Here is a 14,692-nt window from a genome sequence, read left to right on the forward strand (position 1 = left end):
AGCTGTCGACACGACCGGGGGACACCGGGACGGACCGGTTCAGGCGGTACACGTGTGTACGCCTAGGCCGTGCGGTGACGCGTCGGGCCGCTCGTCGTCCTGCGCTTGCCAGTGACCATCTTCCTCTGCCTCTCGTCGATGGCCCGGTCCCCCGGGCCCGACGTCATGATGACCCACCCATTTCGCCACCGCGACCACATTTACGACGCTGCCCTCACCTGGGGTTCAGGCTCCGTTCACCGGGTTCCGGAGAGCTCCGGTCACCGGGTTCCGAAGAGCTCCAGGAGGTGGGCCTTGCCGAACATCCGGGCGGTGTCGACGGCGGACGGAGTCCCGGCTTCCGGATTCGCCCCGCCGGCGACGAGGGCGCGGATCACGTCCTCCTCCCCCTTGAAGACGGCCCCGGCGAGCGGGGTCTGGCCGCGGTCGTTGGGGCGGTCGGCGTCGGCGCCCCGCTCCAGGAGGGCCGTGACCGCGGCGGCGTGGCCGTGGTAGGAGGCGAGCATGACGAGGGTGTCGCCCCTGTCGTTGGTGAGGTTCGCGGGGACGCCCGCGTCGACGTGGGCGGCGAGGGCTTCGGCGTCCCCCGTGCGCGCGAGGTCGAAGACCTTGGACGCCAGTTCGATGACCTCGGGGTCCGGAGTCTCGCTCATCGGGTGGAACCGCCTCTCTCGTGTCCTGCCGGCCCGCACGCCGGGCGCGGCCGTACGGGTGAATCGACAGGGTACTGCCCGTCCGGGGGCGCGACCGCGTCCGAGGGAGACGGAGATCACGGCGCCCCGCTCCGCCCGGAGCCGCCTTTAGCGCGCTCCCGCCGTTTCGCCAGCCGGCCGGGCGCCCGCCGTCCGCCGCCCGGGTGAAAACACCGATTTTTCACTCCTATGCACCTTTAGTCACATAGACACTCGGCGTGAAACTGGAACAACTCGTGGTGACTGTCCCCTCGACCAGGAGAACACCCCATGATCCTGTCCATCTCAGGCGTCGTGCTGCTCGGCATCATCTGCTTCCTGTTCTTCAAGAAGGACGGGCTCAAGGCCTCGCACGCCCTCGTCTGCTCGCTCTTCGGCTTCTACCTGGCCGGCACCGCCATCGCCCCGAGCATCACGGCGGGCGGGCAGAGCCTCGCCGGCCTTCTGGGCGGGATCAAGTTCTGACGCCCCCCAGCCCCTCCCACCCCTTCAGGAGTACGACGTGGCCCGGCGACCACTCCCCCGCATTCTGAGCAGCGGCAGCGCGCAGATCGCCCGCAGTCGAGAGATCGCGCGCACGGCCGCCGACAGCGCCACCGACGTGCTCCATCCGCTGATCACGGTCTTCCGCGGTCTGCGGAAGCTGGCCGCGAGCGCGCGCGCCAGGTGGGCCGCGACCCCGAAGGAGCGGCGTGGTCCCGCGCTGTTCGCGGTCGCGGCCTGCGTCCTGGGCATCGCCCTCGTGCCGTACGGACCGCTCCTCGCGCTCGTCGCGCTCATGGGCGCCGCCGCGTGGAAGGGGCGTGTGCGTCCCGTCGCCGGGACCGGGCCGGGCGACGCGGAGACCGCCCGGCTCAAGGGCCTGTACGAGGCCCTGGTCCCGTACTTCTCCGTCCCCGAGGACCCCTCCCCGCTCTTCTCCCACGGGGGCGACTGGAGCGCCGTCTTCGAGGAGCACGCCTTCGACGGGGACGGGCGGCTCACCCGGCTGCGGATCGCCTACCCCCCGTACTTCACCGACGGGGAACCGGCCGCCCGCGCCCGCGTCGAGCAGTTGCTGCACGTCAAGTCCGGGCGCGGGCGCGAGTACCGCTTCGACTGGGACGAGGAGGGCAACCGGCTCGTCCTGAACGTGCTGCCCGCCCTGCCCACCACGATCGCCGCCCAGCGGTTCGTCACCGTGCCGGGCGAGACCGTCCTCGGCTTCACCGACGCCGACGCCGCCCGCCGGACCGTGCCCGTGGTCTCCACGGACGGCACGACGGAGGACGCGCCGGCCGTCGTCTGGCGCACCGGACCCCGCTCCACCGAACCGCACCTGCTCGCCGTGGGCCGGCCGGGCAGCGGCACCACCTCCCTGTTGCGTTCGATCGCGCTCCAGGCCCTCCCCCACGGCGACGTCCTGATCGTCGAGGGCGGCGGGACGGGCGAGTACGCGTGCCTGGCCGGCCGCGCCGGGGTGCTCGCCGTCGAGTGCGGGCTCTCCGGCGCCCTGGAGAGCCTGGAGTGGGCGGCGCGCGAGACCGAACGGCGTCTGGTCGCCGCGAACCGCGCCCGGCAGGCGGGGCTCCCCGTCCCCGAGGACGTCCGGCGGCCGCTCTGGATCCTCCTCGACCGGCCGGGCGTCCTCGGCCACCTGGCCGCCGCGGACGGCCGCCCCGACCCGCAGGAGCTGCTCCGGGTGCCCCTGCGGCACGGGCGGGCCGCCCAGGTCACGGTGGTGGTGGCCGAACAGTTCGACGACGCGGACACGCTGGGCGAGGAGGTACGGAGCCACACCGGGGCCCGGCTCGTCCTCGGCCCCGCGACGCCCGGACAGATCACGGCCGTCCTCGGCGCCGAACCGCACACCACGCCGACGCCCGACGTCCCCCCGGGGCGCGGCTACGCGCGCCTGGGCAACGGGCCGGTCGTACGGCTCCAGGTGCCGGCGACGCCCGATCCGTACGACGACGCGACGAGCGACGCGCACCGGCGGGCGGTCCTCGACCTGCTCCCCGAGCGGCGGCCGGTCCCCGTCACGGAGGCGGCCGGGCCCGTCCCGGCCGCGGCCCCGGTCACGACGGTGTTCGAGAAGGTCCCCGCCGCGCCCGCGCCGTCCCCGGCCCCCCGCGCCGAAGCGGACCCGGGCCCGGCCCCGTTCCACGCGCCGGTCCCCGCCGAGGGCTGAGCGCCCGGCACGGACCGCGCGGTCCGTGCCGGGCGGGCCCCTACGCCACGAACGACCGCGGCGGCTCCGTCCCCCCGCCCGCCCCCGACTCGACCAGGCGGGCCGCGGCGGCGAGCCGGGCGGCCGCCTCGTCGGCGACCGCCCCGCCGACCGTGAAGGGCAGCCGGACGAAGCCCTCGAAGGCGCCGTCGACGCCGAAGCGCGGCCCGGAGGGCACCCGGACGCCGACCCGCTCGCCCGCCTCGGCGAGCCGGGAGCCCGAGAGGCCGCCGGTGCGCACCCAGAGCGTCAGCCCGCCGCTCGGCACCACGAACTCCCACTCCGGGAGCTCCCTGCGGACGGCGGCCACGAGCGCGTCCCGGTTCCGCCTCGCCTGGTCGCGCCGGAGGCCCACGGCCTCCTCCCAGCCGCCCGTCCGCATGAGCCAGTTCACGCCGAGCTGTTCCAGGACGGGGGTGCCGAGGTCCGCGTACGCGCGGGCGGCCACCAGGGAGCGGATGACGTCGGGTGCGGCCCGGACCCAGCCGATGCGCATGCCCGCCCAGAACGCCTTGCTGGCCGAACCGACCGTCAGGACGGTGGAGCCGGCCGGGTCGAAGGCGCAGACCGGCCGGGGCATCTCCACGTCGTCGAGGCGCAGCTCCGTCATGGTCTCGTCCACGACCAGCACCGTCCCGGCCGAACGGGCCGCCTCCACCAGCTGCCGCCGCTGGTCCTCGTCGGCGAGCGCGCCGGTCGGGTTGTGGAAGTCGGCGACGACGTACGCGAGGCGGGGCGCCGCGTCCCGCAGCACCTGGCGCCAGCGGCCCAGGTCCCAGCTCCCCAGCCCCTCGGACATGGCGACGGGCACGAGCCGGGCCCCGGCCTCGCGCATCAGCTGGAGGATGTTGGCGTACGAGGGGGACTCGACGGCGATGCGCTCGCCGCGTCCGGCGAAGAGGTGGCAGATGGCGTCCATCGCCCCCATGGCGCCGGTCGTGACCATGATCTGCTCGGGCATGGTGGGGATGCCGCGGGCGGTGTACCGGTCGGCGAGCATCTGCCGCAGCGCGGGCAGCCCCGCCGGATAGTCGCCGTGGGTGTGGGCGTAGGGCGGCAGCTCCTCCAGGGCGCCCCGGACGCCCCGGGTCAGCCACGGCTCGGGCGCGGGCAGGGCCGCGCAGCCGAGGTCGATCATGGAGCCCAGGGACTCGGGCGGCAGCGGTTCGAGGCCGCGCGCCGGCAGCGGGTTCCCGGCCGGGACGGCGGTCCAGCTGCCGGCGCCGCGCCGCGATTCGAGGAAGCCCTCGGTGCGGAGCGCCTCGTAGGCGGCGGCCACCGTCGTACGGCTGACGGCGAGGGCGAGGGCGAGTTCCCGCTCGGCGGGCAGGCGGGCCGCGACCGGGACCCGGCCCTCCAGGACGAGCAGGCGGATGCCGTCGGCGAGCGCGCGGTAGGCGGGGGGCCTGCGGGCGCCGGGTCCGGCGGGCCGGGTCTGCTGCGCCTGGAGTTGCCGGGCGAGCTGGGCGGGCCCCACCGCCGAAGTCCACTGAGCCATGGAAATCAGTCCACCTTCCTCGGATTGGCCATGGTTGACCCTCGATCTCCCGCCACAGAGTGTCATGAGCCAGTCCACCTTCACCACTCTGGGGGAAGTCCCTTGTCCATCGCCTCCGGCCTCCGCGGCCGGCACCTCACCCGCCGGCTCGTCCAGCTCTACGCGGGCCTGACGCTGTACGGGGTCAGTTCGGCGCTGCTGGTGCGCGGCGCCCTCGGCCTGGAGCCCTGGGGCGTCCTCCACCAGGGCCTGGCGGGGAAGACCGGGCTGACGATCGGCGTGGTGTCGATCGTGGTGGGGGCGGTGGTCCTGCTGCTGTGGATCCCGATCCGCCAGCGGCCCGGACTCGGCACGGTCTCCAACGTCTTCGTGATCGGCCTGGCCATGGACGGCACCCTGGCCCTGGTGCCGGACGCCGACGCCCTGGCCGTGCGGGTGCCGCTGCTCGTGCTCGGAATCGTCCTCAACGGGGTCGCGACCGGCCTCTACATCGCGGCGCGGTTCGGTCCGGGACCGCGCGACGGCCTGATGACCGGCCTGCACCGGCTCACCGGCCGCTCCATCCGCCTCGTGCGGACGGCGCTCGAAGTGGCCGTGGTGGCGACCGGTTTCCTGCTCGGCGGGTCGGTGGGCGTCGGCACGGTGCTGTACGCGCTCGCCATCGGGCCGCTCGCGCAGTTCTTCCTGCGCCGCTTCGCGATCCCGGAGCCGGACGCCGGGACCACCGCCGTCCCGCCGCCGGCCGCCCCGGCCGCTCCCGGGCCGGAGCACGGCACCGGCGGGGCGCCGGCCACCGGTTCCCCCGCGGTCGTCCCCGAGTCGCCGGAAGGGTCCATACTGCGGCGGTGACCCGCGTACGCCACCCCTACCTCGACCACCCCGTCCCCCTGCCGTTCGCCCATCGCGGCGGCACGGCGGACGGCCTGGAGAACACCGCGACCGCCTTCCGCCGGGCCGCCGCGGCGGGCTACCGCTACTTCGAGACCGACGTCCACACGACCGCCGACGGCGTGCTCGTCGCCTTCCACGACGCGACCCTCGACCGGGTGACCGACGCCGCGGGGCGCATCCGCGACCTGCCGTGGGCGGCGGTGCGCGAGGCCCGGGTGGCGGGCCGGGAGCCGCTGCCGCTCTTCGCCGACCTCCTGGAGGAGTTCCCGGAGGCCCGCTGGAACGTGGACCTCAAGGCGGAGCCGGCCCTGGAGCCGCTGATCGGCCTGATCCGCCGGACGAACGCCTGGGACCGGGTCTGCGTGGGCTCCTTCAGCGAGGCCCGGGTGGCACGGGCGCACCGCCTGGCCGGTCCCCGGCTCGCCACCTCGTACGGGGTGCGCGGGGTGATCGGCCTGCGGCTGCGCTCCCTCGGCGTCCCGGCGGCCCTGCGGGCCGGGGCGGTGGCGGCGCAGGTCCCGGAGCGCCGGGGCGGGGTCCGGGTAGTCGACCGGAGGTTCGTCCGGGAGGCGCACGCGCGGGGGCTCCAGGTCCACGTGTGGACCGTGAACGATCCGGCCCGGATGCGCTCTCTCCTCGACCTGGGGGTGGATGGCATCATGACCGATCACCTGGAGACGCTGCGTTCGGTCCTGACCGAACGGGGCGCGTGGACCTGACCGCGCGCCGGGGCGGCACGGGGACGGACCGCCGGGGGCACGGGCCCACGGGGACGAACGAGGGGGCGCGGCCGTGACCGCTGGCACCACCGAGCCGGAGGAGTACGCCGCCGGTCCCGCCGGACGGCGGCGCGAGCGGCGGGGCTGGTACTTCTACGACTTCGCGTGCTCGGTGTACTCGACGAGCGTGCTCACCGTGTTCCTGGGCCCGTACCTGACCTCGGTGGCACGGGCGGCGGCCGACCCGGAGGGGTTCGTCCACCCACTGGGCATACCCGTGCGGGCGGGCTCGCTCTTCGCGTACTCCGTGTCGGCCTCGATCGTGGTCGCGGTCCTGGCGATGCCGCTGGCGGGCGCGGCGGCGGACCGCACGGGCCGGAAGAAGCCGCTGCTCGCGGCGAGCGCGTACCTGGGGGCGGCGGCCACGGCGGCGATGTTCCTCCTGGACGGCGACCGCTACCTCCTCGGCGCCTTCCTGCTGGTCGTGGCGAACGCCTCGCTGTCGGTCTCGATGGTCCTCTACAACGCCTACCTGCCGCAGATCGCGGAGCCCGACGAGCGGGACGCGGTCTCCTCGCGCGGCTGGGCCTTCGGCTACACCTCCGGCGCGCTGGTCCTCGTCCTGGACCTGGTCCTCTACTCGGGACACGACTCCTTCGGCCTGACCGAGGGCGAGGCGGTCCGGATCTGCCTGGCCTCGGCCGGCGTGTGGTGGGGCGCGTTCACGCTCGTCCCCCTGCGGCGGCTGCGCGACCGGCGGGCCTCCCCGGAGGAGCGGGCCGGCCGGGGCGCGGTCGGCGGCGGCTGGCGCCAGTTGCGGGCCACCCTGAAGGACATGCGCCGGCATCCGCTGACGCTCTCCTTCCTCCTCGCGTACCTGGTCTACAACGACGGCGTGCAGACGGTGATCTCGCAGGCGTCCGTGTACGGCTCGGAGGAGCTGGGCCTCGACCAGACCACGCTCATCACGGCGGTCCTGCTGGTCCAGGTGCTCGCGGTGGCGGGCGCCCTCGGCATGGGACGGCTCGCCCGGGTGTACGGCGCCAAGCGGACGATCCTGGGATCGCTGGCGGTCTGGACGGCGATCCTGGTGGCGGCCTGCGTCCTGTCGGCCGGCGCGCCGCTCTTCTTCTTCTCCCTGGCGGCCGCGATCGGCCTGGTCCTGGGCGGCAGCCAGGCCCTGTCGCGGTCGCTGTTCTCGCACCTGGTGCCGCGCGGCAAGGAGGCGGAGTACTTCTCGGCGTACGAGATGAGCGACCGGGGGCTCAGCTGGCTCGGTCCGCTCGTGTTCGGTCTCGCGTATCAGCTGACCGGAAGCTACCGGGATGCCATCATCTCCCTGGTGGTCTTCTTCGTCGCGGGCTTCGTCCTCCTCGCGCGGGTCCCCGTGCGGCGCGCGGTCGAGGCGGCGGGGAATCCGGTACCGGAGCGTATTTAGACGTGGCGGTGAAAGGGCGGTAGTGTACGCGTTTGGCCTGCCAGGCGGACCGTTACTGCATGCTGCTCTGGTGAAAACACCGAGTCGCACCTGCTGTCAGATGTGACAAAACGGGCACTGGTGGGTACAACAAGGGGCGGCACGACGGGCGACGCATGTCCCGCACGGGAATCTTTACCGCCGACCGGACGTTGACCGGATAACGACGACAGCGACATCTGTCCTGTGGGCGACAAGCCCGGGAGGCACGATTCATGAGTGAGCGAGCTCTTCGCGGCACGCGCCTCGTGGTGACGAGCTACGAGACCGACCGCGGCATCGATCTGGCCCCGCGCCAGGCGGTGGAGTACGCATGCGAGAAGGGGCATCGTTTCGAGATGCCCTTCTCGGTGGAGGCGGAGATTCCGCCGGAGTGGGAGTGCAAGGTCTGCGGAAGCCAGGCACTCCTGGTGGACGGGGACGGCCCCGAGGAGAAGAAGGGCAAGCCGGCGCGTACGCACTGGGACATGCTCATGGAGCGGCGCACCCGCGAGGAGCTGGAGGAGGTCCTCGCCGAGAGGCTGGCCGTCCTGCGTTCCGGCGCCATGAACATCGCCGTGCATCCGCGCGACAGCCGCAAGTCCGCCTAGCGGGCCACCGGACGACCGACGCCGCGGGGCCCGGTACACGAACCGTGTACCGGGCCCCGCGGCGTTTCCGCGTGCCCTCCGGGCCGTCGTCCGGCGGGCACGCGGGCGGATCGGGGCGTCGGCGGATCAGGGCGTCAGGGGCGGACGGGCCGCCCCGTCGGGCCGGCGCGGCTCCCCGGGGGTGTCCTCGCGGACGACCTCGCCCGGGACCACCTTCCCGTCCGGCCGGTGGATGCGGGCCTGCCGGAAGGCGCCCTGGAGGCTTCCGGGGGACACGGCGTTCATCCGGCGCTCGACGGCCCTCTCCGCGTACCGCCCCAGGAACGAGCGGACCGGGGGGATCAGCAGGAGCAGGCCGGCCGCGTCCGAGAGCGGTCCGGGGAGCATCAGGAGCAGGCCGCCCAGCATCAGGAAGCCGTTGCGGTCCTCCGCGCCGGTCCGTTCCGGCGCGGCGGGCGCTCCGCCCGCCCGCACGGCCTCCTGGGCCTGCTGGAAGGTGGAGGCGAGGTTCCGGAAGGCGCGGCGGCCGGCCCTCTTGACGACGGCGGCGCCGAGGACGGCGCCACCGACGAGCAGGGCGAGGACGGCCCAGCCGCCCGCCGCGTCCGCCACCACCGTGAGCAGCCAGATCTCCAGGACCAGCCAGGCGGCGACGGCGAGCGGGAGGAGCGTACGCGCGCGGGAGCGCTTCTTGGGGGCATGGGGAGGCGGTGCGCCGGTCGTCATGGTCACCAGTGTGCCCGGCGCCGCGCCGGAACGGCGTAAAGGAACGACCGGGACGACCGGGACGAGCAGTCCCGGGAGGTCACCGGGAGGTCAGGAGGACTTGCGGCCGAGCATCCTGCCGACCTTCTCCGCCCGCGCCGTCAGGCCCCAGCCGGTGACCCGCCACAGCGCCTCCACGAGGATGTCGCGGCTCATCTTCGAGTCGCCGACCTCGCGCTCCACGAAGGTGATGGGGACCTCCACGACGTGGAAGCCCGCGGCGACCGCGCGGCGGGCCAGGTCCACCTGGAAGCAGTAGCCGGCCGAGGCGACGTCCTCCAGGCCCAGGCCCTCCAGGGTCTCCTTGCGGAAGGCCCGGTAGCCGCCGGTGACGTCGCGGATCGGCACGTCGAGCATCACGCGCGAGTAGAGGCTGCCGCCCCGGGAGATGAACTCGCGGGACTTGGGCCAGTTCACGATCCGGCCGCCGGGGACCCAGCGGGAGCCGAGCACCAGGTCCGCGCCCTTGAGGGCGGTGAGCAGCCGGGGAAGCTCCTCGGGCTGGTGGGAACCGTCGGCGTCCATCTCGACGAGGACGCCGTAGCCGTGCTCGATGCCCCACCGGAAGCCGGCGAGGTAGGCGGCGCCGAGCCCCTCCTTGCCCTTGCGGTGCAGGACGTGCACGTGGTCGTCCCCGGACGCGACCTCGTCCGCGAGCTTGCCCGTGCCGTCGGGGCTGTTGTCGTCGGCGACGAGAACGTGCGCCTCGGGTACGGCTTCCCGCACCCGCGCGACGATCGGCTTGATGTTCTCCGCCTCGTTGTAGGTCGGAATGATCACCAATGCCTTGCCGAGCGGGCCGTAACGCCTCTGGCCACCGTCGTTCACTACTGCCCCTTCGGATACAAACGCAGGCCCCCACCATAGCGAGGTCCCCGGAGTGCTCCGGCGCGGCGGGTCGGACGGGGCGGGCCACGTCCGGTGCGGTGCGGGGCCCGACGTCCTTCGGTCCGGTCCGGGAGCCGCTGGCTGCGGGTCGACCGGGAGCCGTTGTCTACTGAACGTCCGGGCCCCACCCGGGTCGCACCTTCCGCCGGAGGGGCCTTCCCGGTGACCGGGGCGCGGGCGGCGCTCGGTCACGGCGCGGAGGCGCGGTCCGGTCGGACGTCCTGTGGTGGACTCGGAGAACCTACCCGTCCCCTGCGGGCGACTGTCAATACCCCTCCGGCCTGCGAGCCCTCCCCGAAAGGCCAGGTCGGAGGGGAGACCCGCAGGTCGGGGAGGAGCGCGCCGAACGGAGCCGGAGGGGCGGGACGCCCCGTGTCACTCGCCCGGCCGCGCGAACACCGTCCGTCCGTTCACCACCGTGCGCAGGCAGAGGGGGAGTTCGGCGCCGGGCGACAGGTCGGGCAGGCCGGGCGTACCGGAGCGCGGGTCGGTGGACCAGCGGGCGACCCGGTCGTCGGGCGCCTGGACGACGAGTTCCTCGGTGCGCCAGACCGCGTAGTCGGCGGGGGCGCCGGGGACGAGCGTCCCGGCGTCGTCGCGGCCGGCGGCCCGCCAGCCGCCCCGGGTGTGGGCGGTGAAGGCGGCGCGGACGGAGACGCGGTGCTCGGGGGTCCGGTGGAAGGCCGCGGCCCTGACGGTCCCCCAGGGGTCGAGCGGGGTGACGGGGCTGTCGGAGCCGAAGGCCAGCGGCACACCGGCGCGCAGCAGCGCCGCGTACGGGTTGAGGGTGCGGGCCCGTTCGGCGCCGAGCCGGTCGGCGTACATGCCCTCCTCGCCGCCCCAGAGGGCGTCGAAGGCGGGCTGGACGGAGGCGGTGAGGCCCAGTTCGGCGAAGGCGGCGATCGTCTCGGGGGTGAGCATCTCCGCGTGCTCGACACGGTGCCGGGCGGCCCGGACGCGGGCGGGACCGAGCTTCTCGGCGGCGGCCGCGAAACCCTCGACGACCGCGGTGACGGCGGCGTCCCCGATGGCGTGGAAACCGGCCTGGAGGCCCGCCTCGGTGCAGGCCACGACGTGGAGGGCGACGGTGGCCGCGTCCAGGTGGGCGACGCCGGTGTGCCCCGGGCCGGCGTGGTCGGCGTACGGCTCGTGGAGGCAGGCCGTGTGGGAGCCGAGGGAACCGTCCACGAACAGGTCCCCGGCGGCGCCGAGCGCGCCGAGGGCCCGCGCCCGCTCCACGTCGAGGTCGGCCCAGTAGCCGACGACCCGGGGTCCGGCCTCCTCGCGGGCCAGGTCGAGCAGGCCGGTGAAGTCCTCCTCGGAGGAGATCCGCGGACCGCCGCACTCGTGCAGGGTGCCGATGCCGAGGGAGGCGGCCCGGGCGCGGGCGGCGCGCTGGGCCTCGGTGCGCTGGCGCGCCGACACCGCGCCGAAGGCGGCGGCGCGCACGGCGTGGTGGGCGTCGCCGGTGAGCGGCCGCCGGCCGTCGTGGAACCCGTCGAGGTCCCGGACGCCGGGCACGAGGTCGAGCAGGGCGGTGGTGACGACGGCCGAGTGGACGTCGATCCGCGTCAGGTAGAGCGGGCGGCCTCCGGTGAGGCCGTCGAGCTCCTCACGGGTGGGCGGACGGCGCTCGGGCCAGCGGGAGGCGTCCCAGCCGTGGCCGATGAGGACGCGGTCGTCGGGCCGGGCGGCGGCGTGGGCCCGGATCAGCTCCGCCGCCGCGGCGAGCGAGGCGGCGGAGGAGAGGTCGAGCCCGGTGAGGGCGATGCCGGTGGCGGTGGTGTGCACGTGCGCGTCGACGAACGCGGGGGTGACGAGCGCGCCCTCCAGGTCGACCACCTCGTCCACGCCCGGGGCGAAGGCGTCGGCCGCGCCTTCCGAACCCACCCAGGCGACGTGCCCGCGCTCCACCACCATGGCGGTGGCGAAGGGGTCGGCGGGGCTGTGGACTTCTCCACCGCGCAGCAGCACGGTGCGGTGTTCGCCGGGAGACGCGACAGGCAGGGGCTCACTCATGCCCCCAGGCTAGGACCTGGGGGTTCCGGTTTGTCCGGCAGGTCCCCGTCGGCCCGCGTGCGCGAGGGCGGGTGGACCGCGTGCGCGAGGACGGGTGGACCGCGTGCGCGAGGACGGGTCAGACGCGCGGCGGCCTGGCCTCGTACGGGGTGGAGAGGACGACCGTCGTGCGGCTGGACACGCCGGCCTGGGACCGGATGCGGCTGAGCAGGTGCTCCAGCTCCAGCGGGGTGGCCACCCGGACCTTGAGGATGTAGTTCTCGTCGCCCGCGACGCTGTGGCACGCCTCGATCTCGGGGATGTCGGCGAGCCGGTCGGGGGTGTCGTCGGGAGCGCTGGGGTCGAAGGGTTTGACCGAGATGAAGGCGGTGAGCGGCAGGCCCACGGCCTCCGGGTCGACGACGGCGGCGTAGCCGCGGATGACACCGCGCTGCTCCAGGCGGCGGACGCGCTGATGCACGGCCGACGTGGACAGGCCGGTGGCCTTGCCCAGGTCGGTGTAGCTCATGCGCCCGTCCTTGACGAGCAACTCCACGATCTGACGATCCAGCTCCTCCATGCGGTGACCCTAGTGGCCCGGAAGGGCCGGGGCACAGCCGGGGCCGACCCGTATGGGGCGCTATGGGCGGCTGCGGGGCACCTGCGACGATGGTGTGACGAACGCCACACGTATGGTCCGGTCCCGAACCGTCGTCTCACGGTTATGCGGAGTTCCGTATGGGAAGTGCTTGCTGTGGTCGAGGCCGCACAGATCCGGCCGACCCACCCGAGGGGGAGATTCTCCATGCAGGAGCCTGTTGATTCGGTCGACACGTCCGACGAGCTCGACGCGTACGACACCTTTGAGATGTTCCGGGTCATCTGCCCGGAGTGCGTGCAGCCCATCGCGCTGCTCGCGGACGAGGAGGTGCTGCCGGAGCACGCCCTCTGCCCCACGCCGTGGAACCCCTTCGTCCTCACGGTCTGCCCGGGCACGGGGCTCGCGGCCTCCGGGGCGCGTCCGGCGGACGACACCCTGGAGGTCCAGGAGCAGGACACCGCGCTGCTCCTGACGCTCCCCCAGGGCCTCGACTGGCGCACGCAGCCCTTCTCGCACGTCGGCGGTCCGGGCTCGCGCCCGATCCGGGTGCCGCAGATGCGCCGCGCGGCCTGAGACCACCGGCCGCCCCACCCCTCCTCCGTAGCGCGACGTGCCGTGTCGCGCCGTGCTGTGCTGCGCCGCGTCACGAGGACGCCGCGGTGCGGTACGGGAAGGATCCCGCCCGGGGCGGGCCCGCCGCGTGAGGCGCCGCGGCGGCGCCGGGGTTCCGTCCCGGGTACCGGGCGAACTGTCGCCCGATTCCGCTCGACGGTGACCCCCGGGGACCGGAGCGCGTTGGTCGGGGCATGACCACGCTGCACAAGACTTCCAGCGGTTACGGTCGGCACCGTCAGGCCGAACCGCACGGTGAAGAATCGGTTCCTCTCCCGGTTCCGGCGCCTGTCCCCGTGCCCGTACCGGCGCAGGGGGAGGCCGGGGCGCGGTCGCGGCCGGAGGAACGGGCGCGGACCGGTCCGGGGGGCCGGGCACAGCCACAGGCCCAGGCGCGGCACCAGCCGGCCACGGCGAGGCAGCCCGTTCCCGGCCCCCCGCCGCCCTCCGTCCCGGCCCCTCCGCCGGTTCCGGTCTCCGTCCCCCTCCCCGCCCCGGCTCCCGTCCCGGCCCATCCGCCCATCTACCAGGACGTACTGGCCCTCTGGGCGAGCCAGGGACGCACCCTGCCCGGCCACCGCGACCAGGAGTGGACCCGGCTCGCGGCCGGTCCCGTCTGGGCGGACCGGACCGTCCGCGTCAACGGGTCCCTGGTCCGATCGGGTGACAGACGATGACCGCTCGCCGGATCTGAGGGACCCCGGCGGTCCGGGACGCCTTCACCTCGCGCGGGCACCGCGCTCCACGGGGACGATCGCCGTGCGACCCCGTGTCCGCCGGGCGCCCGCGCGGGGCTCCGCCGGACAGCGGGAGCCGTCACATGAGGCCGGCCCGGGTGACGAGGACGGCGAGCAGCACGACCAGGGTCCAGCCGAGGACGTGCTCCAGGAGCTTGGGGCCGTCGTCGTCCCGGGGACCGCCCGTCCGGGCGCGGAGGAGGGCGAGGCCGTAGGTGGTGGAAGTCATGGCGACCACCATGCGTCACGAGGGCGGCCCGGGGGTAGAGATGTCCGTCACGTCCCCCCGGGCCCGGCCGCCGCGCCGGAGGGGGCCGAGAGCTCCGGGAGCCTTGCGCCGAGCGGCCGGGAGGCGGTCGGGGAGCGGAGGCGGCGGACCCCGCCTGTGCCGGACACCACTTTCCCGCGCGCGTTGTGCGCCGCGGTCCGGAACCGGATGCCCTCCGCGCGGGGCGGCACGTATCGCGCGGACTTCTGCCGGGCCTTCCGGCACTGTCGGGATCGCCGGCGTTCACGAGTCGGTCGTTCATTCAGGGAGACGCCAACGGTACCGGTGACGGCGAAGGCCGTCGGATACGGGACCGGCGCGGCGATCAGCCGGGGAAGCACAGGGCGGCCGTGGTCGCGCCGGGCCGGACGACCGCCGGGCCGAGGAGCGGGATCGGGGCCATGAGCGGGAGCGTGGAGGGCGGATCGGGCCGCACACGCTCACAGCAGACCGAGCGACCGCAGCGCGGTGCTGACTCGACGCCGTCCTGACCGGCCAGAAGACGTAGCAGACGCCGCCCGTACCGCTTCTGACCTTGCCGTTCGCGTCGTACCTCTTCGTACGCAGCCAGATGTTCTCCAAATGGGAGGGTGCCGCTCGCCACGCGGCGCTCTCCCTCACAAACACCGTGCTCCGCTTCGAGTGCTAGGAGGGGTGCCCAGCGCCGCCGAACCGCTCGAACGACAAGCTCATCCCTTGATGAACTCGATGATCTGCGGGGCGATCTTCCTCGGGGCCATGACGACG

The 14,692-nt window shown here is 74.4% G+C and carries 14 protein-coding genes and 1 pseudogene; 7 read left to right on the top strand and 8 right to left on the bottom strand.

Features of this window, described 5'->3' with window-relative positions:
- Nucleotides 1-260: 260 nt before the first annotated feature.
- Nucleotides 261-653, bottom strand: coding sequence for an ankyrin repeat domain-containing protein (locus ACZ6AQ_RS28115; RefSeq protein ID WP_388698690.1), 393 nt, complete (start codon nt 651-653; stop codon nt 261-263).
- Between the two features lie 309 nt (nt 654-962).
- Here ACZ6AQ_RS28115 and ACZ6AQ_RS28120 point away from each other — a divergent pair, with 309 nt between their 5' ends.
- Nucleotides 963-1,157 (top strand): hypothetical protein, encoded by a 195-nt coding sequence (locus tag ACZ6AQ_RS28120; protein ID WP_030215129.1) that lies wholly within the window; start codon nt 963-965, stop codon nt 1,155-1,157.
- Between the two features lie 37 nt (nt 1,158-1,194).
- The gene (locus ACZ6AQ_RS28125; RefSeq protein WP_468763497.1) at nt 1,195-2,862 is read left to right on the top strand and encodes a hypothetical protein; all 1,668 of its coding nucleotides are present in this window, start codon (nt 1,195-1,197) and stop codon (nt 2,860-2,862) included.
- 40 nt (nt 2,863-2,902) lie between these two features.
- On the opposite strand, the gene ACZ6AQ_RS28130 is transcribed toward ACZ6AQ_RS28125, so the two are convergent.
- Nucleotides 2,903-4,399 carry an SCO1417 family PLP biosynthesis transcription factor gene (locus tag ACZ6AQ_RS28130; RefSeq protein ID WP_468763499.1) on the bottom strand — a complete coding sequence of 499 codons (1,497 nt, stop codon included), beginning with the start codon at nt 4,397-4,399 and terminating at the stop codon, nt 2,903-2,905.
- 102 nt (nt 4,400-4,501) lie between these two features.
- On the opposite strand from ACZ6AQ_RS28130, the gene yczE reads away from it, so the two are divergent.
- From yczE to ACZ6AQ_RS28150, 4 genes are all read left to right on the top strand, one after another.
- Nucleotides 4,502-5,248, top strand: a complete 747-nt coding sequence (gene yczE / locus ACZ6AQ_RS28135; RefSeq protein ID WP_468763500.1) for a membrane protein YczE — start codon at nt 4,502-4,504, stop codon at nt 5,246-5,248.
- On the top strand, nt 5,245-6,009 hold the full coding sequence (locus tag ACZ6AQ_RS28140) for a glycerophosphodiester phosphodiesterase family protein (RefSeq protein ID WP_468763502.1): 765 nt from the start codon (nt 5,245-5,247) through the stop codon (nt 6,007-6,009). Before yczE ends, ACZ6AQ_RS28140 begins: the two co-directional genes overlap by 4 nt.
- 73 nt (nt 6,010-6,082) lie before the next feature.
- Nucleotides 6,083-7,447, top strand: a complete 1,365-nt coding sequence (locus tag ACZ6AQ_RS28145) for an MFS transporter (protein WP_468763503.1) — start codon at nt 6,083-6,085, stop codon at nt 7,445-7,447.
- A gap of 254 nt (nt 7,448-7,701) precedes the next feature.
- Nucleotides 7,702-8,076 carry an RNA polymerase-binding protein RbpA gene (locus tag ACZ6AQ_RS28150; protein WP_026278069.1) on the top strand — a complete coding sequence of 125 codons (375 nt, stop codon included), beginning with the start codon at nt 7,702-7,704 and terminating at the stop codon, nt 8,074-8,076.
- A gap of 126 nt (nt 8,077-8,202) precedes the next feature.
- On the opposite strand, the gene fxsA is transcribed toward ACZ6AQ_RS28150, so the two are convergent.
- The 4 genes from fxsA to ACZ6AQ_RS28170 form a co-directional block, all read right to left on the bottom strand.
- On the bottom strand, nt 8,203-8,802 hold the full coding sequence (fxsA, locus tag ACZ6AQ_RS28155; protein WP_468763505.1) for an FxsA family membrane protein: 600 nt from the start codon (nt 8,800-8,802) through the stop codon (nt 8,203-8,205).
- A gap of 90 nt (nt 8,803-8,892) precedes the next feature.
- Nucleotides 8,893-9,669, bottom strand: coding sequence for a polyprenol monophosphomannose synthase (locus tag ACZ6AQ_RS28160; RefSeq protein ID WP_468763507.1), 777 nt, complete (start codon nt 9,667-9,669; stop codon nt 8,893-8,895).
- Between the two features lie 435 nt (nt 9,670-10,104).
- Nucleotides 10,105-11,748: an amidohydrolase gene (locus tag ACZ6AQ_RS28165; protein WP_468763508.1), complete on the bottom strand. Its 1,644-nt coding sequence runs from the start codon at nt 11,746-11,748 to the stop codon at nt 10,105-10,107.
- Between the two features lie 118 nt (nt 11,749-11,866).
- Complete coding sequence (locus ACZ6AQ_RS28170; RefSeq protein ID WP_015032222.1) at nt 11,867-12,307, bottom strand: Lrp/AsnC family transcriptional regulator; 441 nt, start codon at nt 12,305-12,307, stop codon at nt 11,867-11,869.
- A gap of 225 nt (nt 12,308-12,532) precedes the next feature.
- Between ACZ6AQ_RS28170 and ACZ6AQ_RS28175 the strand changes: the two genes are divergently transcribed.
- Nucleotides 12,533-12,901, top strand: a complete 369-nt coding sequence (locus tag ACZ6AQ_RS28175; protein WP_468763510.1) for a hypothetical protein — start codon at nt 12,533-12,535, stop codon at nt 12,899-12,901.
- Nucleotides 12,902-13,756: 855 nt separating this feature from the next.
- Here the strand turns inward: ACZ6AQ_RS28175 and ACZ6AQ_RS28180 are convergent.
- Together ACZ6AQ_RS28180 and ACZ6AQ_RS28185 are read right to left on the bottom strand one after the other, a co-directional pair.
- Nucleotides 13,757-13,906 (bottom strand): SCO1431 family membrane protein, encoded by a 150-nt coding sequence (locus ACZ6AQ_RS28180; protein ID WP_468763512.1) that lies wholly within the window; start codon nt 13,904-13,906, stop codon nt 13,757-13,759.
- Nucleotides 13,907-14,385: 479 nt separating this feature from the next.
- A pseudogene (locus ACZ6AQ_RS28185) lies at nt 14,386-14,524 on the bottom strand (peptidase C39 family protein); the annotation flags it as partial.
- Nucleotides 14,525-14,692: the final 168 nt, after the last annotated feature.

It is taken from the genome of Streptomyces sp. NPDC041191 (assembly GCF_055591945.1).

Bases quoted from the DNA above. Each gene is read 5' to 3' on its own strand.
- ACZ6AQ_RS28130 (WP_468763499.1), bottom strand. From the start codon at position 4,399: ATGGCTCAGTGGACTTCGGCGGTGGGGCCCGCCCAGCTCGCCCGGCAA.
- ACZ6AQ_RS28175 (WP_468763510.1), top strand. From the start codon at position 12,533: ATGCAGGAGCCTGTTGATTCGGTCGACACGTCCGACGAGCTCGACGCG.
- ACZ6AQ_RS28165 (WP_468763508.1), bottom strand. From the start codon at position 11,748: ATGAGTGAGCCCCTGCCTGTCGCGTCTCCCGGCGAACACCGCACCGTG.
- fxsA (WP_468763505.1), bottom strand. From the start codon at position 8,802: ATGACGACCGGCGCACCGCCTCCCCATGCCCCCAAGAAGCGCTCCCGC.
- ACZ6AQ_RS28180 (WP_468763512.1), bottom strand. From the start codon at position 13,906: ATGACTTCCACCACCTACGGCCTCGCCCTCCTCCGCGCCCGGACGGGC.
- ACZ6AQ_RS28170 (WP_015032222.1), bottom strand. From the start codon at position 12,307: ATGGAGGAGCTGGATCGTCAGATCGTGGAGTTGCTCGTCAAGGACGGG.
- ACZ6AQ_RS28120 (WP_030215129.1), top strand. From the start codon at position 963: ATGATCCTGTCCATCTCAGGCGTCGTGCTGCTCGGCATCATCTGCTTC.
- ACZ6AQ_RS28115 (WP_388698690.1), bottom strand. From the start codon at position 653: ATGAGCGAGACTCCGGACCCCGAGGTCATCGAACTGGCGTCCAAGGTC.
- ACZ6AQ_RS28150 (WP_026278069.1), top strand. From the start codon at position 7,702: ATGAGTGAGCGAGCTCTTCGCGGCACGCGCCTCGTGGTGACGAGCTAC.